The 25882-nt window shown below is 69.6% G+C and carries 20 protein-coding genes; 11 read left to right on the plus strand and 9 right to left on the minus strand.

From position 1 onward, the window contains the following. Window positions 1-193: 193 nt before the first annotated feature. The 6 genes from ACIPEK_RS27275 to ACIPEK_RS27300 are packed head-to-tail and all read left to right on the plus strand — an operon-like array spanning window position 194 to window position 8170. Window positions 194-1465, plus strand: coding sequence for an enolase C-terminal domain-like protein (locus tag ACIPEK_RS27275; RefSeq protein WP_383071906.1), 1272 nt, complete (start codon window positions 194-196; stop codon window positions 1463-1465). 25 nt (window positions 1466-1490) lie between these two features. Next, window positions 1491-2846: an ABC transporter substrate-binding protein gene (locus tag ACIPEK_RS27280; RefSeq protein ID WP_402001043.1), complete on the plus strand. Its 1356-nt coding sequence runs from the start codon at window positions 1491-1493 to the stop codon at window positions 2844-2846. Window positions 2847-2875: 29 nt separating this feature from the next. Continuing rightward, window positions 2876-3775: a carbohydrate ABC transporter permease gene (locus ACIPEK_RS27285; protein ID WP_402001046.1), complete on the plus strand. Its 900-nt coding sequence runs from the start codon at window positions 2876-2878 to the stop codon at window positions 3773-3775. Then, window positions 3772-4725: a carbohydrate ABC transporter permease gene (locus ACIPEK_RS27290; protein WP_402001049.1), complete on the plus strand. Its 954-nt coding sequence runs from the start codon at window positions 3772-3774 to the stop codon at window positions 4723-4725. The genes ACIPEK_RS27285 and ACIPEK_RS27290 overlap by 4 nt, the downstream gene beginning before the upstream one ends. After that, the gene (locus ACIPEK_RS27295; RefSeq protein ID WP_402001052.1) at window positions 4722-7349 is read left to right on the plus strand and encodes a hypothetical protein; all 2628 of its coding nucleotides are present in this window, start codon (window positions 4722-4724) and stop codon (window positions 7347-7349) included. The genes ACIPEK_RS27290 and ACIPEK_RS27295 overlap by 4 nt, the downstream gene beginning before the upstream one ends. Beyond that, the gene (locus ACIPEK_RS27300) at window positions 7346-8170 is read left to right on the plus strand and encodes an NAD-dependent epimerase/dehydratase family protein (protein ID WP_402001055.1); all 825 of its coding nucleotides are present in this window, start codon (window positions 7346-7348) and stop codon (window positions 8168-8170) included. The genes ACIPEK_RS27295 and ACIPEK_RS27300 overlap by 4 nt, the downstream gene beginning before the upstream one ends. 249 nt (window positions 8171-8419) lie before the next feature. On the opposite strand, the gene ACIPEK_RS27305 is transcribed toward ACIPEK_RS27300, so the two are convergent. Both ACIPEK_RS27305 and ACIPEK_RS27310 read right to left on the minus strand, forming a co-directional pair. Continuing rightward, on the minus strand, window positions 8420-9277 hold the full coding sequence (locus tag ACIPEK_RS27305) for an SMP-30/gluconolactonase/LRE family protein (RefSeq protein ID WP_402001058.1): 858 nt from the start codon (window positions 9275-9277) through the stop codon (window positions 8420-8422). A 45-nt stretch (window positions 9278-9322) separates the two neighbouring features. After that, window positions 9323-10105, minus strand: coding sequence for an SDR family NAD(P)-dependent oxidoreductase (locus tag ACIPEK_RS27310; protein ID WP_402001061.1), 783 nt, complete (start codon window positions 10103-10105; stop codon window positions 9323-9325). 234 nt (window positions 10106-10339) lie between these two features. Here ACIPEK_RS27310 and ACIPEK_RS27315 point away from each other — a divergent pair, with 234 nt between their 5' ends. After that, window positions 10340-12433, plus strand: a complete 2094-nt coding sequence (locus ACIPEK_RS27315; RefSeq protein WP_402001064.1) for a beta-galactosidase — start codon at window positions 10340-10342, stop codon at window positions 12431-12433. 107 nt (window positions 12434-12540) lie between these two features. On the opposite strand, the gene ACIPEK_RS27320 is transcribed toward ACIPEK_RS27315, so the two are convergent. Next, window positions 12541-13617, minus strand: a complete 1077-nt coding sequence (locus ACIPEK_RS27320) for a mannonate dehydratase (RefSeq protein WP_402001067.1) — start codon at window positions 13615-13617, stop codon at window positions 12541-12543. Window positions 13618-13752: 135 nt separating this feature from the next. Next, entirely contained in the window at window positions 13753-14493 is a 741-nt protein-coding gene (locus ACIPEK_RS27325) for a GntR family transcriptional regulator (RefSeq protein ID WP_402001070.1), read from the minus strand. A 621-nt stretch (window positions 14494-15114) separates the two neighbouring features. Between ACIPEK_RS27325 and ACIPEK_RS27330 the strand changes: the two genes are divergently transcribed. The 4 genes from ACIPEK_RS27330 (at window position 15115) to ACIPEK_RS27345 (ending at window position 21144) form a co-directional block, all read left to right on the plus strand. Next, window positions 15115-16401 (plus strand): ABC transporter substrate-binding protein, encoded by a 1287-nt coding sequence (locus ACIPEK_RS27330; protein WP_402001073.1) that lies wholly within the window; start codon window positions 15115-15117, stop codon window positions 16399-16401. Between the two features lie 75 nt (window positions 16402-16476). After that, on the plus strand, window positions 16477-17379 hold the full coding sequence (locus tag ACIPEK_RS27335) for a carbohydrate ABC transporter permease (protein ID WP_402001076.1): 903 nt from the start codon (window positions 16477-16479) through the stop codon (window positions 17377-17379). Next, window positions 17379-18299 carry a carbohydrate ABC transporter permease gene (locus ACIPEK_RS27340; RefSeq protein WP_402001079.1) on the plus strand — a complete coding sequence of 307 codons (921 nt, stop codon included), beginning with the start codon at window positions 17379-17381 and terminating at the stop codon, window positions 18297-18299. The genes ACIPEK_RS27335 and ACIPEK_RS27340 overlap by 1 nt, the downstream gene beginning before the upstream one ends. Window positions 18300-18324: 25 nt before the next feature. Beyond that, the gene (locus ACIPEK_RS27345) at window positions 18325-21144 is read left to right on the plus strand and encodes a fibronectin type III domain-containing protein (protein WP_402001082.1); all 2820 of its coding nucleotides are present in this window, start codon (window positions 18325-18327) and stop codon (window positions 21142-21144) included. A 465-nt stretch (window positions 21145-21609) separates the two neighbouring features. On the opposite strand, the gene fabV is transcribed toward ACIPEK_RS27345, so the two are convergent. Genes fabV through ACIPEK_RS27370 form a run of 5 tightly spaced genes read right to left on the minus strand, consistent with a single transcriptional unit; the run spans window position 21610 to window position 25878 of the window. Next, window positions 21610-22812, minus strand: coding sequence for an enoyl-[acyl-carrier-protein] reductase FabV (gene fabV, locus ACIPEK_RS27350; RefSeq protein WP_402001084.1), 1203 nt, complete (start codon window positions 22810-22812; stop codon window positions 21610-21612). A 2-nt stretch (window positions 22813-22814) separates the two neighbouring features. Further along, window positions 22815-23036 carry an acyl carrier protein gene (locus ACIPEK_RS27355; RefSeq protein ID WP_383071890.1) on the minus strand — a complete coding sequence of 74 codons (222 nt, stop codon included), beginning with the start codon at window positions 23034-23036 and terminating at the stop codon, window positions 22815-22817. A 38-nt stretch (window positions 23037-23074) separates the two neighbouring features. After that, entirely contained in the window at window positions 23075-24274 is a 1200-nt protein-coding gene (locus ACIPEK_RS27360) for a cytochrome P450 (RefSeq protein WP_402001087.1), read from the minus strand. Window positions 24275-24305: 31 nt separating this feature from the next. Next, on the minus strand, window positions 24306-25679 hold the full coding sequence (locus ACIPEK_RS27365; RefSeq protein ID WP_402001090.1) for an NAD(P)/FAD-dependent oxidoreductase: 1374 nt from the start codon (window positions 25677-25679) through the stop codon (window positions 24306-24308). Further along, on the minus strand, window positions 25669-25878 hold the full coding sequence (locus tag ACIPEK_RS27370) for a ferredoxin (protein ID WP_383071887.1): 210 nt from the start codon (window positions 25876-25878) through the stop codon (window positions 25669-25671). Before ACIPEK_RS27370 ends, ACIPEK_RS27365 begins: the two co-directional genes overlap by 11 nt. Between the last annotated feature and the right edge of the window lie 4 nt (window positions 25879-25882).

Raw genomic sequence — 25882 nt, forward strand, 5'->3', positions numbered from 1 at the left:
CGCGGCGCCCGCCCGGCGGGAGTCCGGCGGCAGTCCGACGGCCGGGCGGCTCCCGCCGTCGCACTCCGGCCCGCCCCGCACGCACAGCCAGGGATCCCGACCGACGTACCGGACCGAACAAGGCCCGGCGGTACCCGTCAGCCCGGCGCTCGCACGTGCGACGAGCGCCGGCCCAGAACCAGGAGCCACATCCGTGAGCGACACCCCCGACAAACCCATCGAGCCGCCGTGGGCGCAGCCCTCCGGCGTCCGGATCACCTCGGTCCGGGCCATCCTCACCGCACCGGCCGGTACGACGCTCGTCGTCGTCCGGGTCGACACCAGCGAACCCGGACTGTACGGACTCGGCTGCGCCACCTTCACCCAGCGGGCGGCCGCGGTCGCCACCGCGGTCGACGACTACCTGGCGCCGCAGCTGATCGGGCGCGACCCCGCCGACATCACCGACATCGCGTCGACCCTGCACGTCAGCGGCTACTGGCGCTCGGGTCCGGTGCTCAACAACGCGCTGTCCGGGGTGGACATGGCGCTGTGGGACATCAAGGGGAAGCAGGCCGGCCTCCCGGTCTGGCAGCTTCTCGGCGGCCGGTGCCGTACCGCGGTGCCCCTGTACGCGCACGCCCAGGGGCGGGACCCCGAGGAGGTCGCCGACGAGGTACGCGACCTGATGTCCCAGGGCTACCGGTACGTGCGCTGCCAGGTCGCCGTCCCCGGTGCGGGTACCTACGGGGCACCGGCCGCCGCGGCCCCGGCCGGCTCCCGCCCGCCCCTGACCCCGAACGCCTGGGACCCGGCGGCGTACCGGCGCACCGTCCGGGAGCTGTTCGGTCATCTGCGCCAGGAGCTGGGCGCCGAGGTCGAGTTGATCCACGACGTCCACGAGCGGGTCCATCCCACCGACGCCGTACGGCTCGCGAAGGACCTGGAGCCGTACGACCTGTTCTATCTGGAGGACCCGGTCGCGCCGGAGGACATCGAGTGGCTCCGGACCCTGCGCAGCCGGTCCGTGACGCCCATCGCCATCGGTGAACTGTTCACCAACCCCGCCGAGTACCGGCCGGTCGTCCAGGAGCGGCTGTGCGACTTCATCCGCGTCCACATCTCCGCCATCGGCGGCATCACCCCGGCCTGGCGGCTCGCGGGCGCGTGCGAACTGTTCGGCGTACGGACCGCGTGGCACGGCCCCGGTGACGTCTCGCCGGTCGGCCATGCCGCCAACCTGGCCCTGGACCTGGCCTGCCCGAACTTCGGGATCCAGGAGCAGCACCTGTTCGGGGCCGCCGCGCAGGAGGTGTTCCCCGGCTGCCCCGAGATCCGCGACGGCCACCTGTGGCCGAGCACCGCACCCGGACTCGGCATCGACCTCGACGAACGCCTTGCCCTGAAACACCCGCCCCAGTTCCCCGCCCCCGGTCGTGCCTGGAAGCCGCCGCGCCGCGCCGACGGTGCCCTCCAACGCCCCTGACCGACCGCCCGAAGGAGCCCGGCCCATGAGAACCCGTACACCCATCACGATCCTTGCCGCGACCGTCTGCCTGACCACGGTCCTCGGCGCCTGCACCACCCCGTCCTCCGGAAGCGGCGGCGGCGCGAAGCAGAACGTCACGCTGACCGTCGCGGAGTGGACCAATCCCGGTGCGGTCGAGTTCACCAAGGAGCTCAACGCCAAGTTCGAGAAGGCGCACCCGGGAGTCACCGTCAAACTGCAGACGGCCCCGAACGCCAACGGAGCCTGGCAGCAGCTGTGGAACAGCATGCTGCAGTCCAAGTCCCTCGACGTCCTGGCCCAGTTCCCGCCGACCCAGCAGGGCTACGCCCCCGACTACACCAACCTCAAGCCCGGAGGGGCGGCCGCACTCATCACGTCCGGTCAACTGACCGACCTCAAGGACCAGCCGTTCATGAAGCAGTACGACCCGGAGGTCCAGGCCGCCGCGGCCGGATACAGGGGCGGCGTCTACGGCGTCATGGCCGCCGAGTACGTCGGTGCGGGTGCCATCTGGTACAAGAAGGACCTGCTCGCGAAGCACGGCCTGTCCGTTCCCACGACGTACCAGGAATTCCTGGACGCCTGCGACAAGCTCAAGAAGGCCGGGATGACACCGATCTTCGTGTCCGCGCAGAGCGGCATGCACGGCGGCGTGTGGCAGGGCATCGCGAATCAGATGATCATGAAGGGGCATCAGCCCTCGGAGTCCGTCAAGGTGTCCGAGGACCGGGCCACCGCATTCTGGAAGGGCACGCGGTCCTGGACCGACCCGGTCTACAAGGAGATCTCGCAGCGGCACACGGAGGTCATGCAGTACATCGAGCCCAATGCCGCGGGCGTGTCCCAGCAGACCGCGCCCGGCGTCTGGGCCACGAAGGCCGACAACTACCCGTTCCTGCTCGACGGCTCCTGGGACGGGCTGACCATCCAGCAGGCCAACCCGAAGCTCAACCTCGGGTTCTTCGCCCTGCCGGGCACCGACGACCCGGCGGCCAACCGCGTGGCGTTCAAGCCGGACCTCACCTGGGTGGTTCCGACCACCGCGCCGCACAAGGACCTGGCGATGCAGTGGCTCGCGATGTTCTCCGAGCCCGACAACTACAAGAAGTGGCTGGAGCAGACCGGCTCCATCTCCACCCAGCCGGCGCTGCAGAACACCGGCCTGCCCTGGATGGACTGGCTGAACGGTCACATGAGTGACGCCTTCCCACAGCTCACCAACCCGTGGATCCCGGCCGGGGCGCCCATCGAGGCGGGCGGTCCCGACCTGTACAAGATGAAGCCGATCGGCAGCGACAGCATCGACACCCTCCTGTCCGCCTCGGCGTCGGCCTACCGCAAGTCGGTCGGCAAGTAACGAACGCACTCTCGGAAAGGAGGCTCGGCGTGGCACGCTGTCCCTTCGGAAACCAACGGACGCGGCGGTTCATCCCCTGGGCCAGCATCGCGATCCCGGGAGCCGGGTGGCTGCTGTTCGGGCTCTACCCGTCGCTCGCCACCATCGGATACTCGTTCACCCGGTACTCCGGGCTCCCGGGCACGCCTCTGAACGTCTGCGGTCTGTGCAACTACTCGGCGGCCTTCACCTCGCTGTCGTCCGTGGTCGGGGACGCGGTGCGGGTCACGCTGACCTATGTGGCCGGCGTGACCGTACTGCAGACCGCGACCGGTCTGGGCCTCGCCCTGCTGCTGAACCGGCCCGGACGCTCCTACACCCTCTACCGAGCCATCATCTTCATGCCGCAGATCTTCTCGGTCGCGGTGGTCGGCGCCGTCTTCGCGCTCATGCTGGACCCCTACTCGGGCCCGGTGGAGAAGGTCATGCACGGCATCTTCGGCAACTCCTCGGCGTTCCTCGGGTCGAGCTCGCTGGCCCTGCCCCTGGTGATCCTGGTGAACGTGTGGATGTTCTCCGGCTACACGATGCTCATCTACATCGCCGGGCTGCGGAACATCCCACCGGCGGTCTACGAGGCGGCGGCCATGGACGGCGCCGGACGCCTGCGGGTGTTCCGGCACGTGACCTGGCCCCTGCTGGCTCCGGCCACCACGGTGAGCGTGTTCCTCACGGCGATGGGGACGCTGGGCGAGTACGCGCTGATCATGGTCCTCACCGGCGGCAACTTCGGCACCAAGACCCTCGGGCTGTACATGTTCCAGTCAGCGTTCGGGGGCGACAGCCAACTCGGTTACGGCTCGATGCTCGCCATGTTGCAGTTCCTCCTGACCGTCGTGATCGGCGGCGGACTGCTGTTCACCCTGCGCCGACGGGAGATCTCGCTGTGAAGGCCTCTCCTGCTGTTCTGGACCGGACCGATCAGGGCCCTGCTCGGAGCGGTACGCCGCAGCCGAAGGCGCCACTGCTGACCACGAAGGCGGCCAAGGCCGCCGGGGTGAACCTGCTCTGCTTCGCGATCGCCGCCCTGCTGTTCGCCCTGCCGCTGGTGTACATGCTGCTGCAGGCGTTCAAGACGTACACCGGGTTCCTCCAGAACCCCACCGGGATGCCGGATTTGTGGACCACAGAGAGCTTCTCGACGGCGTGGAGCCAGGGCAACTTCGGACGGCAGATGATCAACAGCCTGATCTACGCGGTCATCCCCGACACGGTCACACTGATCCTCGGAGTCTTCCTGGCCTTCCCCATCTCGCGCGGTTACTTCAAGCGCTCCAACCTCTTGTACACGTTCTTCATCTTCTCCGGGTTCCTGCCCGGCGGCCTCATCCCGCTGTTCATCGAAGCGCGCTCGCTCCACCTGTACAACAGCATGGCCGGGTACCTGATCCTGACCAGCCTGTCCGGCGCGGGGTTCTTCTTCTTCGTCGGCTACATCAAAGGCATCCCGCGCGAGATCGACGAGGCCGCCGCGCTGGACGGCTGCGGCTACGTCCGGTTCATCTTCACGATCATCATGCCGCAGATGAAGCCCGCCCTGGCCACCTTCGCCATCTTCGGTTTCGTCCACGCCTGGAACAACCTCATTCTGCCGCTGGTCATGTTGTCCGACGCGGCACTGTGGCCGGTCACCCGCGGGCTGTACTCGTTCTTCGGCGAGTACACGCAGAACTGGCCGCTCATCGCCGCCGGCACGTTCATCGTGGCCGCACCCATCCTGCTCCTGTTCGTGCTGCTCCAGCGCCACCTCGTCGAAGGCGTCGCCGGCGGCGCGGCGTTCGGCACGCAGGGCGTCACCGCAGCGCCCGCCGTCCCGGCCGAGGAGGGGGACGGATCATGACCGACCCCGTCACCTGCTGGCCCGCGGGCGGCGACCGGGTGCGGTTCCGGCTTGCCGATCCGCTGCGCCACCCGGAGTTCGCCTGGCCCAGGACCCTGCTGCACCACCCGGTACGCTGGGCCACCCCGTCCGTCCGTGCCGAACAGCTCCGGCTGGTCGACGAGACGGGGCGGCCGGTGGCCTTCCAGCTCTCCCGGGTGAACTCGGGCGGCAGCCAACTGGCGTTCGCCGTCGTCTGCTTCTTCGCCGACCTGCCGTCCGGCGCGACACGCGAATTCACCCTGTGCGCCGACCCATCGGTGCCGACGGCCCATGTCCCGCGACCGGTCCGGATCACCGAGGACGGCACGTCCACCGTCGTGGACAGCGGAGCGCTCCGGATCCGGCTTCCCTCCTCGGGCCGGTTCGCCGCCGACGCCGTACCGGGTCCCGTCCTCCAACTCGACCGAGGACACGGCTGGGTGGGGAGATCCGCCCTGCGCTGCGGCACCGAACGCCTCGAACACCTGGAAGTACGGCTCGTGGAAGCCGGTCCGCTGTTCGCCACCCACCAACTCCGCTACCACTTCACCGGCGGAGCCTCCTACACGGCGACCGTCGGCTGTTTCCAGGGCTGCGACTTCGTCGACGTGACCGAGGAGAGCGACGAGTTCGCCCACCGGCTCGACAGCCGGCCAGGCGCGCCGGACCCGTGGCGGGTCACGATGCGGTCCGCAGGCGACCTGGGGACCAATCCGCGGCTGAGGAGCTCGAAGTACACCGGATACGGCGTCACGCTGGGCGCCGACGTCGACCGGCCCGGCGAGGTCGCGGCCTTCCTCCAGCAGGTGGACCGCGGCCCCAACTACCGATGGGGGATCGCCGACGACAACGGCAGCGGGCACATCTACTACTACGCCGCGGGGCACTCCTACAGCGGCCAGGGCCCCGAGGACGCCGGGGACCGCAGGGCCCCCGACGCCACCTTCGCCACCTCCTGCGCGGTCTGGAGAAACGGCGCGTACCGCTCGATCGGCCAGAACACCCTGGACCGTCCCCTCCACGATCTGGGCGGCGCGCAGTACGCGGAGATCGTCTCCGACCCGGACGGCCCGGTGGGCGGCCTGTACCTGAGCCGCAGCGTCCTGCTCGTCGGCAGCGACTACCTCGTCACCTACGACGCGTTCGCCGCAGGCCAGCGCATGGTGTGGACATGGTCCGTGCTGACCGAAGCCACCGGCCACGACGCCAACAGCTTCCCGCACCTCGCCGAGCGGATGCCGTTCATCCACGTTGTGCGCGGCGTGCGTACGGACGGCGTCCTCGACGGCGCCTTCGTGACCGACGTCTCCTGGGGCGTGCGCCTGGAAGGAAGGGCCGACGGTGCGAACGGCAACACGCTGGCCGTCGTGAGTCACCGCGACGACCTGGAGGTCGCCCCCGCGCGTTCGACACCCTGGGGCGCCCGGATCCGGACCCCACACAGCCTGGACTTCGTGTTCCGGAACGAGGCGTCCGCGCACTACGAACCGAAGACGGTCGAGTTCGCCGATCAGGGGCTGCGCTTCTCGGGCACGGCCGGGACCATCAGGCTCTTCGACGACGGCCTGCGGCAACTGACCCTCTTCCACGGAAGTGCCGTGGGAACCTCCGACCTCCTCCTGACCACCGGGGACGACGATCTCGGCATCAGCCTCCGCTACCGGGATCCCACCGAGGCCCAGGGCGTCTACCACGCCCCGTCGGACAGTTCGGTGAGCCTGTACGTCCCCGGCGGGCGGCATGCGGCGGCACGCTTCCACATCGACGGCGAGCGGGTACGCCCCCTCGCCGTGTCGCCGGACACGATCACCGTGGCCCTGCCCCGAGGCCGCCACCACTGGGAGCTGACGGGAGGACAGCCGCAGCCGCCGCCCTCGCAGGTCCTACGCACAGAGACCGTCGGCGACGGCGCGCTCGTGCACTTCTCCACGGCAGCCGCCGCGGACCGCTACATCGTCCAGCTCAGCTCCGACGGCGGCCACACCTGGATGACGGCCGCTGAGACGGAACGAAGTCCCGTCCACCTGACCGGTCTTGCCGAGGACGAGAAACGCCACGTCCGCGTCATCGCCCGGAACAGTCGCCGACAGGCCACGCCGGGCTCCGACTACCCGGTCCACCCGACCCGCCGGGCGCCCGATCCGCCGGACGGGCTGAGACTCCGGCTCGGCCACGGGACGGTCACCGTCACCTGGGGCGAGGTGCTGGGCGCGGGCAGGTACCGGCTCTACCGGCGCCGCAAGGGCGAGGTCATCCATCTCGAGATCTACGGCGGGTTCGGGTTCCGGCACGTCGATCATGCGCCCGGCGTCATCCCCGGACACGACGATCCGGGCCGGGCCCGCCCGGCGGGCGTGACCGTGTACGAGTACGCCGTCGCGGCGGAGAACGGCAACGGCGTCGGCCCGAAGTCGGCGGCCGTGGAGACGGATCCGGGCAGTTGGCGGCACTGGTCCCCACCGACGGATCTTGCCTTCCGCCGCCGGCACACCTACAACCAGCCTCCCTACGTGCCCGCGTCCGCGACCCCGCGACCCTACGGCCACCAGGTTCCGGCCCCGGAACTGCCTGCCGTCGCCCACCCGGCCGGGGAGGCACCGTGACCGGCCGGCGAATCCTGGTGACCGGCGCCGCGGGCCGCATCGGCCGCGAGCTGCGGCCACGCCTGGCCCGCGCAGGCCGTACCCTGCGGCTCCTGGACGTCGCGGAGATCGAGCCGGCCGGACCGGAGGAGAGCGTGGAGACGGTACGGGCGTCCTTCACCGACCAGGACGCGATCGACGCGGCCTGCCGGGACGTCGACGCGGTGCTCCACCTGGGCGGACTGGCAGGGGAGACGTCATGGGAGCGGATCGCCGACATCAACATCGACGGCACCCGGCGGATCCTCGAAGCCGTACGGAAACACGGAGTTCCCCGCGTGGTGCTCGCGTCGAGCATTCATGCCGCGGGGTTCCACACGCGGGACGACGCGGCCGACGGCGTCCTGCCCGCGGCCGCGCCGCCACGCCCGGACACCTACTACGGTGTCAGCAAGGCCGCGATCGAGGCGCTGGGCAGCCTGTACCACTCCCGGTTCGGCGTCGACGTCACCTGTCTGCGGATCGGCGCGTTCCGGCCGTGCCCGCTCGCCCCCGAGGACCTGGCCGCCTGGCTGTCGCCGGGTGACGCGGCCCGGCTCGTCGAGGCATGTCTGCATGCGGAGCCTGCCGCATTCCGCGTCCTGTGGGGCATCTCCCGCAACACCCGCCGATGGTGGTCCCTGGCGGAGGCGGAGGCCATCGGGTACCGCCCCGAGGACGACGCGGAACACCACCTGGCGTCGATCCTCGGCTCCGGGGCCTTCGGCCCGACGGACCTCGACCCCGTAGAGCCTCGCAACTTCCGTGTCGGCGCCTGCTTCTGCACGATGCCGCTCGGCTGACGACCGGAGGACCCGGCCGATCGGGGCCCGGCCCTCCGAGGTGAGGCAACGTTGTCCTGGATCGGGTGGGGCAGGTGTACCCAGGCCGGAAGCACCTGCTCGGCCTGCTCCTCGGCCTGCTCGGCCGGTCCGGCGGTGTACGCGCCGAACTCGGTCGGTCCGCGACCGTGCCCGGCCGTCGAGCGGGGGATCGTGCCTATGGTCGCTGTTCATGCCGCGCCCCGGCCCTGCTCGGCCCGGCCGATCCACTCATCCGGCAAACGTCGCCGAAGGCAGGCCCACCGCGCCGTCCACCTCGTCGACGACGAAGACGGACCCCGCCAGGTCGTCGCCCGAGAGTTCCAGGCCGTCACGGGCCGAGGTGACGTACAGCGCGTCGAGGCGGGGTCCGCCGAACGCGCAGGAGGACGGCTGGTGCACGGGCATCGGGATCTCGCCGAGCAGGTCTCCGTCGGGGGAGATCCGTGCCAGGCGTGCGCCACCCCACACCGCGACCCACAGGCACCCGGCCGCGTCGACGGTGAGCCCGTCCGGCATGCCCGTGTGCACGGGAAGCCGGAACAGTGTGCGCCGACGGCTCAACCACGGGTCCTCGTCAACGGTGTCGAAGGCATAGATCTCGCCCGCGATCGAGTCGGCGAGGTAGAAGATGCGGCCATCGGGGCTCCAGCCGAGCCCGTTGGGCAGAGCGAGTCCTTCGAGGACCACACGGCTCGTCCAGTCGGGCAGGAGGAGGTGCAGGGCGCCGCTGCCCGGCCGGAAGTCCATTGCCGTGCTGCCGGCCCAGAACCGCCCGTGCCGGTCGCACTTCGCGTCGTTCATGCGCTCGCCGTCGGGCAGGAGCGCGCGCCTGGTGGTCATCGAACCGCCGGCGTCGACGCTCGCGAATCCCTCGGCCGTCGCCGCCACGAAGCCTCCGCCGCGTCTCGGCACCGCGGCGCCGACCTGCGTCGGCAGCCGAAGGCTGGTGGTCCGGCCGGTGGCCGGGTCGCTGGTGTGGATGTGCCCGGCGGGGATGTCCACCCAGTGCAGGCGCCGGAGCCCGGCGTCCCAGACCGGCCCTTCGCCCACCCTGGCTCTCCCGGGGATCGCAACCTTGGCCGTCATCGAAAGCCCTCCGTCGCCGCCTGCGGTCGAGTACGACGTCCGCCCTCAGCCGGGCAGTACCACAGCCGCGTTGGCCAGCAGCCCGCCGTCGACGGGCAGCGAGATGCCGGTGATGAAGCTGGCTCGGTCCCCGGCCAGGAAGGCGATCGCCTCGGCGACCTCGTCCGGTCGCGCCACCCGGCCGAGCGGATGCATCCGCCCCCAGGACTCGACCAGTTCCTGCGTGCCTCGGTCACTGCCGTCGGAGAAGGCGCGGGCGGAGGCGCGCAGCATCGGGGTGTCCACCGACGCGGGACAGACCGCGTTGGCTCTGATCCCGTTCTTCGCCTCGTCGATGGCGATCGACCGGGCGAGCGCGTTGAGCGCCCCTTTGCTGGTGGTGTAGGCGGCGACGGCGGTCTGGGTGACGAAGGCCTGCACGGAGGAGACGATCACGATCGAGCCCGCCCCGCGGGTGCGCAGGTGGGGGAGCGCGTGCTTGACGGCGTGGAAGGCGCCGGTCACGTTGACCGCGAGCACCTCGTTCCACTCGTCGGCGCTGGTCTCCGCCGCTACGCCGTAGCGTTGGATCCCGGCCGCGGTGACGAGGATGTCGAGCCCGCCGTATGCCGCCACGACATGGGTGACGAGTCGAGCGGTGGCGGTCTCGTCGGTGACGTCGACATCGACGCGCTCGACACCGGGAGGCAGCTCCTCGTACGCGCCTTTTGGCGGGATGCCGGCCGCCACGACCGTTGCCCCGCGCGCGGACAGCACCCGGGCCGTCGCGCCTCCGATGCCGCTGAATCCACCGGTGACGATGGCGACCTTGCCATCGAACTCCGCCACGTTCCACTCCCTCGATGTGTTCCCGGGCCTCGCGCCGGGCTGCGACGGCCGGTTTCGGGTGACGACCACCGCGCGGACGGGCCGGACGAACTGCGGTCCGGTGGCGTCGATTTCACTCTAAACAACGTTGTCTCAGCCCGCTAGTCTGTGGCCGTTCCGCACTCCGGCGCACTTTCGGGCGGTGCTCCTCGGCCGCGTCCGGTTGTCGCTCGACGCCGTGTCGGGGTCCTTCGCGTGGGCGCTCGTTCGTCGGGCGGTGAGGAGAAGAAGCTCGTGACGGCAGAGTGGATCAGATGGCCCGCCAACGTCGTTGCCCGGTTCGGCGGGGAACCCGTGGCGTTCGGCGGCGACTACAACCCCGAACAGTGGGACGAGAGCGTATGGCCCGAGGACGTCCGGCTGATGCGTGAGGCCGGAGTCAATCTGGTCACCGTGGGTGTCTTCGCCTGGTCGACGTTGCAGCCGGAGCCCGACCGATGGAACTTCGGCTGGCTGGACCGCCTGCTCGACCTGCTGCACGCGGGCGACATCGCCGTCGATCTCGCCACGGCCACCGCGTCGCCCCCGCCATGGCTCACCACGCGGTTTCCCGAGGTACTGCCCGTCGACCGGCAGGGGCGGACGATGGCGCAGGGCGGACGCCAGGCCTGGTCGCCGTCGTCACGGATCTACCGCGAGCACTCGCTCGCGCTGGTGGAGAAGATGGCCGAGCGCTACGGCGACCACCCGGCGCTCGCGCTGTGGCACGTCTCCAACGAACTCGGCGGCCACAACTCCCGGTGCTACGGCGAAGCGAGCGCCGTGGCCTTCCGGAGCTGGCTGAGGGACCGCTACGGGGACTCGCTCGACCAGCTGAACGCCGCGTGGACGACCAGCGCGTGGAGCCAGACGTACTCGGCGTGGGAACAGATCCAGCCGCCACGGGTGACGTTCACCGACTCGAACCCGACGCAGGTGCTGGACTTCGACAGGTTCAGCTCCGACCAGCTGCGTGCGCAGCTGCGGGCCGAGACCGCCGTCCTGCGACGGGTCACGCCGGATGTGCCGGTCACCACGAACCTGGTGCTCTTCGACGCCGGGAAGAACATGAACTACAGCTCGTGGACCGACGATGTGGATCTCATCGCCAGCGATCACTATCCGAGACCGACGTCCGACGCCCCGGCCGAGCTGTCCGTCTCGGCCGACCGGGCCCGCGGACTGTCCCGGGGGAAGCCGTGGCTGCTGATGGAGACGGCCACCGGTGCCACGAGCTGGCGCCCGGTCAACCCCGTGAAGCGCCCGGGGCAGCTTCGGCGGGACGTACTCGCCCACCTCGCCCGCGGATCCGACGGCATCTGCTTCTTCCAGTGGCGGGCCGCAGGTGCGGGCGCCGAGCGGTTCCATTCCGCGATGCTCCCGCACGCCGGGGCCGACAGCAGGAAGTTCCGGGAAGTGAAGTCGCTCGGCACGGAGTTGGCACGCTGTGCCGAGGTGCTCGGCAGCCGGGTCGCCGCGGACTGCGCGCTGCTCTTCTGTGAGGAGTCGTGGTGGGCCGCCGACCGTGAGTCGCATCCGCACAACGGTCTGTCGTACATGGAGTCCGCCCTGGGGTGGCACCGGAGTCTGCGGGACGCGGGCGTCACCGCCGACATCGTTGTGCCGTCGGCCGACCTGTCGGGCTATCGGTTGATCATCGTCCCCATGCTCTACCTGGTCCGCGACCAGGACGTGGCCGCGCTGACCGCTGCCGTGCACGCGGGGGCGACCGTGCTCGTCACCTACTTCTCGGGCATCGTCGATCCGCTCGACCGGGTGCGGCTCGGTGGCTATCCCGGAGCGTTCCGCGAACTGCTGGGCGTGCGAGTGGAGGAGTTCGCGCCCATGGTGGACGGGGACTTCGTCGAGATCGACGGGGTCACGGGGCCGGTCCGGGGCACCACCTGGCATGAGGAGATCGATCTCACGGACGCGGAGGCGGCCTGCTGGTACGACAGCGGCGACTTCGCGGGCACACCGGCGATCACCCGCGCGGACCGGGGCGAGGGGGAAGCCTGGTACGTGGGCGTGGAGCTGGACGACGACGCGCGTGCGCGTCTGGTGGGGCTGCTCGTGAAGCGGTCCGGGCTGACGGCGGTTCCGGCCGGAGGCGGCGTCGAGGCCGTGACGCGCCGCTCGGCCGGTCATGACTACGTCTTCCTCATCAACCACGGCGACACCGAGACCACCGTTGCCGGCTGGGGGACCGACCTGCTGGACGGATCGGCGCACGAGGGCGGGGTCACGGTGCCCGCGGGCGGGGCGCGGGTCCTCAGACAGGCCCGGCGGGCGAGCGGCCCGGCGCGGTGACCACGAGTCGGACGGCCGCTGGGGAGCGGGTTCCCGCACCCGGCGCAGGACCTGCCGTATATCCGTATCCGACGCGTCCGCCGCCCGGCCGGGCGAACCTCATGCGGTCAGGCTGACAGCCGGCCGCCCGTCGGCGCAGCACGTGGGCCGGCGGGCTCGTCGAGCGACAGGCCGTTCAGGACTCCCTGCAGATATCCGATCGCGTGTGCCCGGCCCCGGCTGCAGTAGGCCTCGGACGAGGTGTCACCCCAGGTGTCCAGATCACCGATCATGGCCGGGACGTGGTCGTCGATCAGGAATCCGTCGAATCCCGAGGCGTCGAGCCGGCGGATCACCCGTGCCGGGTCGAAGTTGCCCTCGCCGAGGAAGCATTCGCTGAAGCGTGGCACCGTGCCGCGGACGTCCCGGAAATGGACGTAGCAGATGGCCGGTCCCAGCAGGTCGATGACCTCGTCGACGCTCTGCTCGCCGGCCATTTCCGACACGGTGCCGAGGCAGAGGTTCAGCCCCCATGACGGGCTGCCGCCGGCTTGCGCGTGGGCCCGTCCGATGGCGTCCGGAGAGGTGAAGATCCGGGCGATGCCCCCGAGCGGCTGTGGGGTGGGCGGATCGTCGGGATGGAGGGCGAGCCGCACGCCGACCTCCTCGGCGACGGGCAGCACGGCGTCCAGGAAGTACTGGTGGTTCGCCCACATGCGCTCGGCCGTGATCGGCTCGTCCACAGCCTGGTCGGGAGTCAGCCGGTAGCCGGCGAGCGCGTTGCCCGCGTGGACGTCGGCCAGGTCGAAAGCGGTGACCTTGGCGCCACCGCGGCCCTTTGCCGCCATGTCCGTGCGCCATACGTAGGTGGCGAGGAAGTTGTAGCCGAGCACGTCGATCCCGACGGCGGCGAGGTTGCGGATGGTCTTCCGGTAGTTCTCGATCTGCTCGTCGCGGCCGGGCAGACCGCGCTGGATCTTCCAGAAATGGGCGAGAGGGACGTTCTCGATGCCGTCGATCGCCAGACCGTCGGCGTCGCAGCGGTCCCGCAGCGCCCGCAGTTCGGTCAGGCTCCAGAAGCCGTCGGCTCCCGGCAGCAGATCCGGCGTGTGGAACTGGACGCCGGTGAGGCCGAGTTGATGGGCGAAGGTCGCCACTCGGGCGTCATAGGTGTCGATGTGGCCGAGGGAGAGCCGTATGGTCATGCCTGCCCGACCCGCTGCCGGCCGAGCCCGTCCGCGTTCTCGAAGTCCATGACGTCGCCTTCCTTCAGACAGGGGAACGGCGGGACAGGGCCACGCCCTCGGTGGTGCCGGCCCGGCCGTGTGTCCGGATCGATGTCAATCGGTGAAGTAGCCCGGGTACTCGGCGCGCAGCGCCGGGCCGCGTTCCAGAGCGCGTCGGGCGTGCCGGCTGATCAGGGCACGACCGGCGGGCGGATCGGCGTTCTCCAGCGCGTCCACGATCAGCCGGTGTTCGTCGATCAGTTCGCGCATCGTGGCGGCGTCGGGCTGGGCCAGCCGGCGGAGCCGGTCGAGTTGCAGCTTCATCCGCTGTACGGCCTGCCACGCCCCCGGATAGCCGCTGAGCGAGAAGATCTCGCAGTGCAGCGCCTCGTCGGCGAGGAAGAACGCGTCGTAGTCCTCGGTGCGGCAGCTGTGCTCCTGCCGTTCGAGCAGTTCACGCAGAACGGTGACGTCCACCGTCGGGTCGGCGCACGCCACTTCGAAGGCGGCGACCTCCAGGCTCTCGCGGACGAAGCGAGCCTCTTCCACGTCACGCAGGCTGATCAGTCCGACCCGCGTGCCGACCTGTGGCACGACACGCACGAGGCCCGCGTCGACGAGTCGTGCGAGGGCCTCGCGCACCGGCGTGCGGCTGACGTGGAGTTGTCCCGCCAGGTCGGTCTCGGACAGGGAGGCTCCCGGAGCGAGCCGGAGTTCGCGGATCGCGGCGACCAACTCCTCGTAGACGCGGTCGGACGTCCGGGTCCGCGCCCCGTCACGGGTGATCGGGGACAGTCCCGCATCGCGGCCGGCCGATGTCCGCTCAGGGATGCGCGGTTCTTGAGAGGGATTCACGAAATGATCGTTGCACGTCGTATGCTTGTATGCAAGTATCCCAGCCATCGACCCACTCGTCGTGGAAGGGGAGCACCGTGTGTGCCGACTCGCGAGACCCGTCACCATAGGACCCATCGTCAAAATCCCTCCTGCCCAACGGATGTGACGACGGGACCCCAGGCCCCGTGACCGTACGGGGAGGCAGCGCCACGGCCATGGCAAGCCCGGTGCCCCTGTCCCGTCAGCGCCGGGAACCGTGACTCTCCGAGCGTCGCTCCCGCCGAGCTGCCGGAACACGCGGACGACCTCGGTTCCGGCACGTCCCCAAAGGGGCGCGAACTCCCTTCACGCCATAGTCCGTTGCCCGCTCCACCGGCATCGGAGTCAGAGCCGTCATCCGGTCCCCACGGACGACCCGTCCGCGCCCGGCCATGCGTCAGTACGTTCACCGCGTCCCTCCCGCCGGGCTTCGCAGCCCTCCGTCCGGCACAGGACCGGGAACGTGCCAGAACCGGCGCCGACCAGAACATCCCGCAAGACCAGCCAGGCACGCCCCTGGCCGTCCGCAAGGGCAGCATCGATGCACTCGGTGACCCGAACAACGCTGTACAGAGCCGAAATTGAGAGGACGTCATGGTCATGCGCAGGGCGAGTCTCGCCGCGGCGGCCGTCATCACCGCCACCGGCATCATGCTTTCGGGGTGCAGCGGCAGTACCGAAGCGAGCACCGGCGGCCCGGCCGAAATCACCTTCTGGGGGTGGGCGTCGGGCTACGAGAAGTCCGTCGAGCTGTGGAACAAGTCGCACCCCGACATCCACGTGAAGTACGAGGCGATAACCGACGGCGGCGCGGGCGGCTACGACAAGATGCTCACCGCCGCCAAAGCGGGCAAGGCCCCCTGCCTGGCCCAGGTCGGCTACGAGACCTTCTCGAGCTTCCTCGCCGCCGGTGTCCTGCAGGACGTCAGCAGCTACGTCAAGCCGCAGAAGGACGAGTTCGCCGACTGGGTGTGGGGCAACGTCGGCGTCAACGGCAAGGCCTACGGTGTCCCGGTCGACACCGCGCCGATGGCCATGTTCTACCGCGCCGACCTCTTCAGGAAGGCGCACATCGAAGTCCCCAGGACCTGGGACGAGTTCGCCACCGCCGCTGCGTCGGTGAAGGCCGCCGACCCGTCGTCCCGCCTCATGAACCTCCCCACCGACCCCTACCTCTACGGCGGATTCGCCTGGCAGGGCGGTGCACCCTGGTTCGGCGTCAAGGACGACGCCTGGGCCGTCTCGCTCGACAGCACAGCCAACGGCAAGGTCGCCGAATACTGGCAGGGACTCTTCGACCGGGACCTCGTCACCTCCCACCCCGCCTTCGACGCCGCGCTGTACTCCGCCTGGAGCAAGGGCAAGGTCTGGGCGGAGGTCGGTCCGGTCTGGTCCGCCTCCCTCATCCGGGACAACGCCGCAGCCTCCGCGGGCAAGTGGGACGTCGCACCCATGCCCCGATGGGGCACACAGGACGCCGTCGGTAACTCGGGTGGCTCGGCCACGGCCGTGATGAAGGACTGCGCGAGGCCGAAGGAGGCCGCCGAGTTCGCCCTGTGGATGTCGACCGACTCCGGCTCGGTGTCGAACCTGATCGCCTCGGCGGCCATCCTCCCCGCCTCCAAGTCCGGGCTCGCCAACAAGGCACTGGACGCCCCCCAGAGCTACTACGGCGGCCGGCCCGTCTACCAGCTGTTCCGTCAGGAGGCGGCCAAGGTGAGCCCCGACTGGCGGTGGGGCCCGGTCATGTCCACCACGGCCACGGCGCTCGGTGACGGTCTCGGCAAGGTGCACACCAAGAAGGGAACCTTCCAGGACGCCCTGAACAGCGCACAGAAGGGCACGGTCTCCGCACTGCGGTCCCAGGGATTCTCCGTGAGCAAGTAGCCCCCGCACGGGGGCCGCGCGCCGACGTGGCCCCCGCTGGATCCGCAAACCCGCCACTCCACGGAAGAGGTGACCGTGTCCTCCTCGACGATCCGGCGGCGCCGACTGCGAGAACTGCGGCGAGCCGCGCCCTTCGTCCTGCCGTTTCTTCTGCTCTTCTTCATCGTCTACCTGGTACCCACCGGGTACTCCGTGGGCCAGAGCTTCTTCGCCGAAAAACGCTCCGGCCTCGGCCTGTCCGGAGCCGAGTCCGTCTTCGCGGGCTTCGACAACTACGTCCGGGTGTTCCATGACACGGACTTCCTCTCGTCCCTGGGCCGGGTGGCCTTCGTCGGCGTCATCCAGGTGCCCGTGATGCTCGCCATCGCGCTCTTCCTCGCCCTGCTCATCGATTCGTCGGCCACGAAGGGGCGCAGGTTCTTCCGGATCGCCTACTTCATCCCCTACGGGCTGCCCGGTGTGATCGCCGGTCTGGTGTGGTCCTTCCTGTACGCGCCCTCGCTGAGCCCCATCGCCGGCTACCTCGGGTCGATGGGCGTCCACTTCAGCTTCGTCACCGACGGTGCCCTGCCCTTCTCGATCGCCAACATCCTGACTTGGGCATGGACCGGCTACAACACCATCCTGATCTTTGCGGCCCTGCAGGCAGTCCCCGAGGAGACCATGGAGGCTGCCGCGCTCGACGGTTGCTCCGGCTGGAAGGCCGCGCTGCTCATCAAGGTCCCGCAGATCCGGCCGGCCCTGCTGCTCACCCTCGTCTTCTCCATCATCGGCACGTTCCAGCTGTACAACGAGCCGGCCACCATGAAATCCGTGGCGCCGAACCTGTCGTCCACCTACACCCCGATCATGGCCGCGCTGCGGTCCCTGTCGGCCAACGACTTCAATTACGCCGCCGCCCAGTCCGTGGTGCTCGGCGCACTGATCTGCGTGCTGTCCGTCCTTGTCTTCCGCGCATCGGCCAGGAGCGTCGACTGATGACCGCCACCCTGCAACCGCCCACCCGAACCGCTTCCGCGGCCCGGGACCCGAGGCCGCGGCGCTCCCGGGCGGGCGCCCTCACGACGGTCAACCCGGCATCGCGCCTTTTCGTGCTGGCCGTCATGACCCTCTTCGCCGTCTACTTCCTGCTCCCGGTGTGGTGGCTGGTCGTCTCCGCCACCAAGGGCACCGGAGAGATCTTCTCGGGCAACGGTTTCTGGTTCGGCCGGCACTTCGCCCTCTTCGACAACATCCGGACCCTGTTCGAGGCCCAGGGCGGCATCTACTCCCGCTGGCTGCTCAACTCGCTGCTGTACGCGGTCGGCGGCGGGATCGTCTCCACGCTCCTGGCGTCCATGTGCGGTTACGCGCTCGCCAAGTTCCCGTTCCCGGGGCGCGAGGCCGTCTTCGGCACGGTGCTCGCCGCCGTGCTGCTGCCCGCACCCGTGCTCGCCATCCCGCTCTACCTCGTGTTCAGCTACACGGGGACCATCAACACTTTCTGGGCCGTGTTCGTCCCGAGCATCGTCAGCCCCTTCGGCGTGTACCTCAGCCGGATCTACGCCGCGTCCTCGATACCGGACGCCCTGATCGAGTCCGGGCGGATCGACGGAGCGGGCGAGATGCGTATCTTCGCGATCTGCGTGCGACTCATGGCACCCGCGATGGTCACGATCTTCCTGTTCCAGTTCGTCGCGATCTGGACGAACTTCCTCCTGCCCTCGCTCATGCTCGCCGACACCTCGCTCCAGCCGGTGACGGTGGGGCTCGTCGGCTGGCGCGAACTCCAGGGCTATCCCGTCAGCTACACCACCGTCGTCACCGGCGCACTGGTCTCCGTGGTGCCCGTCGTCGCCATGTTCGTGTCGTTGCAGTCGTTCTGGAGCAAGGGCCTCGTCACGGGAGCCGTCAAGTAGCCCATCCACCCCGAAAGGATGATCCATGAACATCCTGACGCGAAGACTGGCGGCCGTGTGTGCCGCTCTTCTTCTGGCGGCACCAAGCACCACTGCCGTAGCAGCCGACGACCGGCCGACGAACCTGCTTGCCGCGGACCTGGACACCGGATTCGACAGCGGCAAGAGCCCGCTGATCATGTCCAGCCAGACATCGGGAGGCACCCAGCAGATCGTGCAGGTCGACGGCGACAACGCCCTGGAACTCCGCGACGCCCCCCAAGGCACCAACCTCTCCAGCTACTTCTACCACCGGTGGTCCACCGGCGCGCTGAAGGACCGCATCAACGCCGTCTACAGCGAGCCGGTCGGCAACCCCGCCCGGCAGTTCGTCCTCCAGTACGACCTGGCGCGGAGCGCGGCGAGCGACAAGCCCGTCGCCAAGGACATCTACGCACAGATCCAGTTCGGCAACTTCGACAACAACCTCGTGCCGCGGTTCCCGGTGCCCGCGGTGAGCGTCACCACCACCCCCGCGTACACCGGTACCTCCGGCGGTCTGTCGCGGGTCGACGACACGGCCGTCCCGCAGTACCGCTTCACGATCGTGCCCAACGGCGGGCAGCGGCTCGTCTCCACAGTGGAGCTGGGCTTTTCGGTACGCGTCGACACCGGCGGCACCGACGAGGCGATCACCGTCGACAACCTCGGCGTCTACGAGGTGGCCGGCGGCATCACCGACACGGTACCCCCCTCCGCCCCGACCTCACTGACCGCCGCCGTCACCGCCGGCAGCGTCTCGCTCGGCTGGACCGCGTCGACCGACAACCTCGGCGTGACCGGGTACGACGTCTTCCGCGACGGCTACCAGGTCGCCTCCTCCGCCGGCACCACCACCTCGGCCCTCATCAGCGGCCTGATGCCCGCCACGAGCTACGACTTCACGGTGCGGGCAAGGGACGCGAGCGGCAACATCAGCGCGCTGAGCACGCCACTCAAGAAATCGACCGGCCCGTACGTGCCCGAGTCGCCCGCCCCCTACCCCGGCACGCAGAAGACCCGGACACAGTGGCTGTGGGACAAGACGAAGTCCATGAAGGAGGAGAGCGGCGCCGTCAACGTGGCCCAGTACACCGCGCAACTTGCCGACCACGAGAACGTGGCGGCGAACCTCGCCAAGCTCGACACCCAGTTCCGGAGCTACGACTACGAGCAGTACAAGACCATGGCGAAGATGTACTCCTACCTCATGGTCGGAGAGCAGTTCGGCCCGGCCATGCGCGCGCACGTGCGCAGTTACTTCGCCTCGTACGCCTACCAGAAGCTCCCGCAGACCGAGAACCTGCGGATGAGCAACTACACCACCGGGTACCTCGTCGGCCAGTACTTCCCCGACCTCGTCGACCTGAACGGCAATTCCGGGGCACAGCTGAAGGCAGCCAACAAGGCGAACATCCTCGAGATGGCGAACGCGGGCGTGCGCAGTGGATGGGCGGAGTACCAGAGCCCCGAGTACACCTTCATGACGTACTTCTGTCTCAACGCCCTCTACCAGTGGGCCGACGACTCCCAGTTGCGCCGACAGGTGAAGATGGCGATGGACGTCATGTGGTTCGAGTGGGCGAACGACTGGATCGACGGCTACATGATCTCGTCGGAGAGCCGCGCCAAGGGTGACCTGTCCACCGTCAACGATCCGACCTGGCGGCCCGCGGACCACTCGGTGCTCGCCTGGACGTACTTCGGAGCCCACCGCGCACAGCAGGGAATCGGCGAATCCGACAACCCGGCGCCCTCCGCGTACCGTCCCAACCTCGAGTACGCAGGTCTCGCGGCCTGGCCGGGGACGAAGTACACGCCGCCCGGGCCGGCGGTGGAGCTCGGCCGGAAGACCGACAAGTCCTACACCGCACACAAGGCGAACCTCCAGAACTCCAGCGGCCACGCGATGGACATCTACCGCACGAGCTATGTGCGACCTACCTGGGGCCTCGGCACCGAGGTCCAGTACCGCAGGGTCGACAACTGGGTCGAGGACCTGCCGGTCGTGCTCCGCTGGCAGTCCGACGCCGCCAATCCGCTGTTCCGGCTGTCGGTCGACCAGGGCAACGCCTCGATCGGCGCCTACGACCAGCCCGCCAACCAGCGGGTGATGCAGGACGGTCCCACGGCGGTCGGCGTCTACAAGTCATCGGGCGACCAGACCTCGAACTACATCAACGCGCTGTTCCCCACCAACGGTTCGATCCGGGAACGGCGCGAGGTCGACGGGTGGACGATCGCCGACACGGGGCCGATGTACTTCGCGTACAAGCCGGCGAAGCCCGGAACCTGGTACCACCAGACACCGAACGACCCTGCGAACAAGGTGAAGAAGACGGCGCAGAACCACCCGACCGCCGGCCTCAGCTACAGCTATGACATTCTGCGCAGCCAGGCCGACAGCAACGGCTGGGTGCTGGAATCGGCGGATGCGTCCACGTACGCCGGCCTCGACGCGTTCGCGAGCGCCCTCACCAGTACCACCAGAATGGACGTGAGCCGCCTTGAGGATACGAATCCGCGGCTCGTGTATCACAGCCTGAGCGGGGACGACCTCGACATCACCTTCGACTCCGCGTCGGAGGCGCCCGGTGCCACCCATCTCGTGGACGGCACACCGATCGACTACGGCGCGTACAAGTTGTTCGACACCCCGTGGCTGCAGCAGGACAAGCTGGGCTCGACGTTCACCGCCTCAGTCGATGGCGAATCCGTCGTCTACGACTTCGATCACTGGACCGTGACCGCCGCGGATGACGAGGACCACGACCAGCGCAGCCGCCCCCGGCCTGACGACGCGCGCAGGGGGGCTCGGTCCCGGTGACTTCCGCCCGATCGCCCGTCCGTTCGTCGCCCTCGGGCCGTCCGTTGTGGCGATACGCGACCGGCTACGAGGCCTGACCTCGCAGGATGAACAGGTGCTGCGGCTGCCGGTGAGCGCATGGGGCGCTTTGCATCCCGTGACCTCAAGACCCGCTGCCGTGACGGTCTGGATCACTCCACGGATACGTGGGCGGCGCGTGAGCGCGAGTTGACGCCGCTCTCGTCGTCGCGGTGGGCGGGTGCGGTCACTGTGTGCGGCGTGGAGGAACGCCATGCCCAGCAGACGCTTGCTCGGGCGGATCAGGTAGGCGGAGGCCGCGTCGTGCGCAGCAGCTTCGCTGAACCGGACGGTGGTCTGGCGCAGTTCGTGGTCGGCGAATGCGGTGAGCGTGGTCTCCAGGTCCTGCTGCCGGCTGACGAGGGTGCCGTCGGTGGGCAGGCGCAGGGCGCTCCTCCACAGGTGGGGTCAGGCGGTCGGGTCCGGCCAGGGGATGTCGGTGTCGACGGGGGCGGTGTAGTCGATGCCGGGTACGGCGAAGCCGTACAGACGCTGGACTTCGGCGCGGAACCAGTCGAGGTCGGCGAGGTCACCGATGCTGTTCGTGGTGGCGCTGTTCCAGCGGTCGGCGACGGCCTCCTGTACCGAGGGTGCGAGCTCCCAGGCGTCGAGGCGTACTCGGCCGTCGTTGTCGAGAGTGAGAGGGCGGGCGTCGGTGAGCTGGTCCCACAGCTCGGTGAGCTGGTCGATCGGCGGGACCATGCCCTGGCCGAGGACGCCGCGCAACAGGCCGACGTAGAGGGCGATGCCGGGGATGGCGGTGGAGGACTGGGTGACGGCGGCTCCGTTGACGGAAGTGAGCGCGCGTCCGCCGACGAGCTTGTCCAGGCGTTCGTTCAGGGTGCGGGCGGTGGCCTCGAGATGGGCCTTGGCCGCGCCGATGGTGCCCTGTCGGTAGATGCCCGCGGTCAGGGGCGAGCCGATGTAGGAGAGCGCGGCGGTGGTGAACCCGTCGGCGAGCAGGTCCCGTCCGGCCAGGTGGTCGATCCACCGCTCCCAGTCCGTGCCGCCCATCACCGCGGTGGTCTGCTCGATGTCGTCGCCCGCTGCCGGGGCGGTTTCCACCTCCGTGACCTCCGGGGCGCCGGAGGCGTCCAAGTTCAGGGTTTTGGTCCGGTAGGGCTCGCCGATCGGCTTGAGGACGGAGGAGTAGGTGACGCCGGTGTCCGGGTCGGTGCGCCGCGGGGCGGCCACCGAATAGATCAGGTGGTCCAGCCGCCCGTACCGCTGCTTGACGAGGTCGGCTACCTGATGCTTCATCGCATCGGAGAACGCGTCGCCGTTGAGGAAGACCATGTCCCGGCCGTGCCTACGGGCCAGCTCGGCGGTGGCCGCGGTGCGGTACCAGCCGGCCGTGCCGGTGCGTCGGCCGGGTGCCTTCTCGAAACAGACCCCGATGCCGCGGATCCCGGCACGGGCGAGCCCGGCGATCGTGGCGGCGAGCCCGTACCCGGCGGACGAACCGATGACGAGTGCCACCGGACCGTCCCCACCGGGCTGCCTGGCGGGGACGGCCTCCCACATGTCGGCCACCATCTTGCGGCAGCCGGCCGGATGGGAGTCGAGGAAGAGGAAACCGCGGTTCAGGGGGGCGATGACGCGTTCGCTCACGATCAGGTCCTTGGGGTCGGCGCGGATGAGAGCGCGGCAGCCACCAGGTGGGCCACCGCACCCTGCAAGTCTGCGACCGTACGGATACGGGCGGTGATCTCATCCGGCACAACGATCGACAGGCGGCCTTGGAGGGTTTCCACCAGTTCGGGCAGAGCGAGGCTGTCCATGCCCAGGTCGCGCTCCAGTACGGCTTGGCGGTCACCAGCTGCCGTCGGCGGCACGATGGATTGCCTGGTGTGCTGTGTGCCGCTACGTGGCCTCACAGTTGGATGGGCAGGTGGCGGGGTCCGCGGAGCATGGCGTTCTGCCGGTAGGGGGGCGGGTCCTGGACCAGGCGGGCCGTGCCGAGGCGGGGAAGCAGCGCGCCGAGCGCGGTCTCGGCTTCGATGCGGGCGAGTGGTGCGCCGTAGCACAGGTGGATCCCGCTGCCGAAGCCGAAGTGCTCGTTGTCCGGGCGGGTGGGGTCGAAGCGGTCGGGCTCGTGGAACCGCTTGGGGTCGCGGCTGCCCGAGGCCAGCGCCAGTATGACGGACGTGCCCTCGGGGATCGTGGTGCCGGCGACGTCGATGTCGGCGAGAGGGATCCTCTCGCGCATATGGACCGGGGGTTCGTAGCGCAGCAGTTCCTCCACCGCGCGCGGCAGCAGGTCGGGTTCGCGGCGCAGCCGGTCCAGCTCGTCGGGCCGGCGCAGCAGGGTGAGCACACCGTTGGTGATCAGGTTGACCGTGGTCTCGTGTCCGGCGATGAACAACAGGATGGTGGTTTCCGCCAGTTCCTCGACGGTGAGCCGCAGGGCGGGGTCCGGTTCGTTGATGAAGTCGGAGAGCATGTCGCCGGTGGGACGGCCGCGGCGCTGTTCGGCGAGGTTGACCAGGTACCGGCCCATCTCCTGCCGGGCCTGCAGGCCCGCCTTGTCCCGTTCGGTGGTGTCCTCTTCGGGCCCGATGTCGGCGGACGCGACGATCACGTCGGTCCATTCCTGGAACAGTGCCTCGTCCTCGCGCGGGACGCCCATCAGCCGGCAGATGACGGTGATGGGCAGGGGGTAGGCGAAGTCGTCGACGACGTCGATCTGCTCGCGGTCCCGGAGCGCCTCGATCAGCTCCCCGGTGATGTGGGCGATCTCGCCGCGCATGGCGTCGATCCGGCCGGGGGTGTGCGGCGGCCCGAACGGCCGCATGGTCAGGGTGCGCAGTCTGTGGTGCTCGGGGTCGTCGAGCCGCAGGAACGGCGGCCGCCTCGTCTCCTCGGACGACGACGAGTCGGTGCGGCTGCGTGGTTCGGCACTCATCCGCGGGTCGTGGAGCAGAGCGGCGATTTCGTGGTAAGTGCCGATCAGACAGCTGCCGTCGGCCTGCCGCACCACGGGCCCGGCCTCGCGGAGTTCCGCATACAGCGGGTAGGGGTTGGGACGGTTCGCGTAGTCGGAGATCCGTGCCAGCAAGGTCTCGGAGGCCATGGTGGCTCCTCGTGGTTGGGCGGGACGTGGGTCAGCGCGTGGGCTGCACCACCGTCAGTCGTCGATCGGGCAGGTGACCGGTGAGCGCCACGGTGGGGCCGTGCGACAGCCCACTCGGGTCGGGCACGTCGGACGGGATCGTGACGTCGGCCGCGATCGCGCGGTCCGCCGCGCCGGGCGGGGGCGGGAACGGAGCGGCCGTCTCGATCAGGTGCTTGTAGTAGTCGAGCGATTTGGCCATGTCGACGGTGACCGCGGCGGTGACCCGTCCCTGGTAGCCGTAGACCACCGACAGACGGCGCGCCTCCAAAGAGCCCTGGGCGATGACCACGTGGTCGGAGTAGGTGGGCACGCCCACCGACTTGATGTTGAGCCCGAACTGGGTCGACCAGAACGTCGGGACGGCGAGGTGCGGGCGCCGCAGCGGCCCCGGACTGACCATGTTGTGAGCCGCCACCTCGGCCTGTTCGACCGCGTTGCCCCAGTGCTCCAGGGAGAGCATCTGGTACCCGAACAGCGGGTGCGGGAACCGGGAGACGTCACCGGCCACGAAGACGTCGTCGGTGACTATCCCGTACATGTTGAAGGCCCGGCACCCGGCGTCGCAGGCGATCCCGCGCGGACCCGCCGCCAGCCCGGACTCCGCCAGCCACTCGACGTTGCGGACCGCCCCCAACGCCACCACGCACACGTCTGCCCCGACACGACTGCCGTCGGACAGGTCCGCGCCGGTGAACCGGCCGTTCCCGTCCCCGCGCAGAGCGGTGACCGTCACCCCGCAGCGCAGGTCCACGCCGTGATTGCGGTGCATGGCTGCCGCGAGTTTCGCCAGCGTGCCGCCGAGCGCGCCCACCAGGGGTGCGGGGCCGCGTTCTGCGACCGTGACCTCGATACCCCGCTCCCGGCAGGCGGAGGCGATCTCCGAACCGGTGAAACCGGCACCGATCACCAGCACCCGCTCCGGCCCGGCGGCCAGCCGCTCGGCCAGCCTCCCGGCCTCGTCACTGGTGCGCAGGGTGAACACGCCGTCCAAGGAGGCCTCCTCCGGGTCGGGCCAGGGGCGCGCCCGGGTCCCGGTGGCGATCAGCAGCCGGTCGTACGGCAGCGAATCGCCGTCGGCCAGCATCACGCGTTTCTCCAAAGGGTCCACGCCGGTGGCGGCTACTCCCAGTCGCCAGTCGGCGTCCGGGTCCCGGCGCATCGGCAGCGCCGTGGTGTTCGCCGGCGCCTTGCCGAGCAGCACCTGCTTGGACAGAGGGGGCCGGTCGTAAGGTGCACAGGGCTCGTCCCCCACCACGGTCAGTGAGCCGGTGAAGCCCTCCTCGCGCAGCGTCTCCGCGGCCCTCAACCCGGCCAGCGACGCGCCGACGATCACGATGCGGCCGTCGCTCAGATCACCGGGCACCGGTGCTCACCCCTTCACCGAGGAGGATGGCCTGGACCGGGCACGCCGCCGCAGCCTGGCGCACGCGCTCGACCTGGTCGTCCGGGACGGCCGTGGCGTACAGCAACCCCTCCTCGCCGTGCAGCTCGAACACCTCCGGTGCGAGGAACACGCACTGCGCATAGCCCTGGCAGCGCGTGAGATCCACAACGGTCTGCATCCTC

The sequence above is a fragment of the Streptomyces sp. NPDC088246 genome (assembly GCF_044741025.1).
Taxonomy (GTDB): Bacteria; Actinomycetota; Actinomycetes; order Streptomycetales; family Streptomycetaceae; genus Streptomyces.

What these genes read in the sequence shown, in the direction of transcription:
- ACIPEK_RS27360 (WP_402001087.1), bottom strand. Translation starts at nt 24,274, where the DNA reads ATGGCCTCCGAGACCTTGCTGGCACGGATCTCCGACTACGCGAACCGT.
- ACIPEK_RS27305 (WP_402001058.1), bottom strand. Translation starts at nt 9,277, where the DNA reads ATGACGGCCAAGGTTGCGATCCCCGGGAGAGCCAGGGTGGGCGAAGGG.
- ACIPEK_RS27295 (WP_402001052.1), top strand. Translation starts at nt 4,722, where the DNA reads ATGACCGACCCCGTCACCTGCTGGCCCGCGGGCGGCGACCGGGTGCGG.
- ACIPEK_RS27370 (WP_383071887.1), bottom strand. Translation starts at nt 25,878, where the DNA reads ATGCAGACCGTTGTGGATCTCACGCGCTGCCAGGGCTATGCGCAGTGC.
- ACIPEK_RS27330 (WP_402001073.1), top strand. Translation starts at nt 15,115, where the DNA reads ATGCGCAGGGCGAGTCTCGCCGCGGCGGCCGTCATCACCGCCACCGGC.
- ACIPEK_RS27340 (WP_402001079.1), top strand. Translation starts at nt 17,379, where the DNA reads ATGACCGCCACCCTGCAACCGCCCACCCGAACCGCTTCCGCGGCCCGG.
- ACIPEK_RS27280 (WP_402001043.1), top strand. Translation starts at nt 1,491, where the DNA reads ATGAGAACCCGTACACCCATCACGATCCTTGCCGCGACCGTCTGCCTG.
- ACIPEK_RS27345 (WP_402001082.1), top strand. Translation starts at nt 18,325, where the DNA reads ATGAACATCCTGACGCGAAGACTGGCGGCCGTGTGTGCCGCTCTTCTT.
- ACIPEK_RS27320 (WP_402001067.1), bottom strand. Translation starts at nt 13,617, where the DNA reads ATGACCATACGGCTCTCCCTCGGCCACATCGACACCTATGACGCCCGA.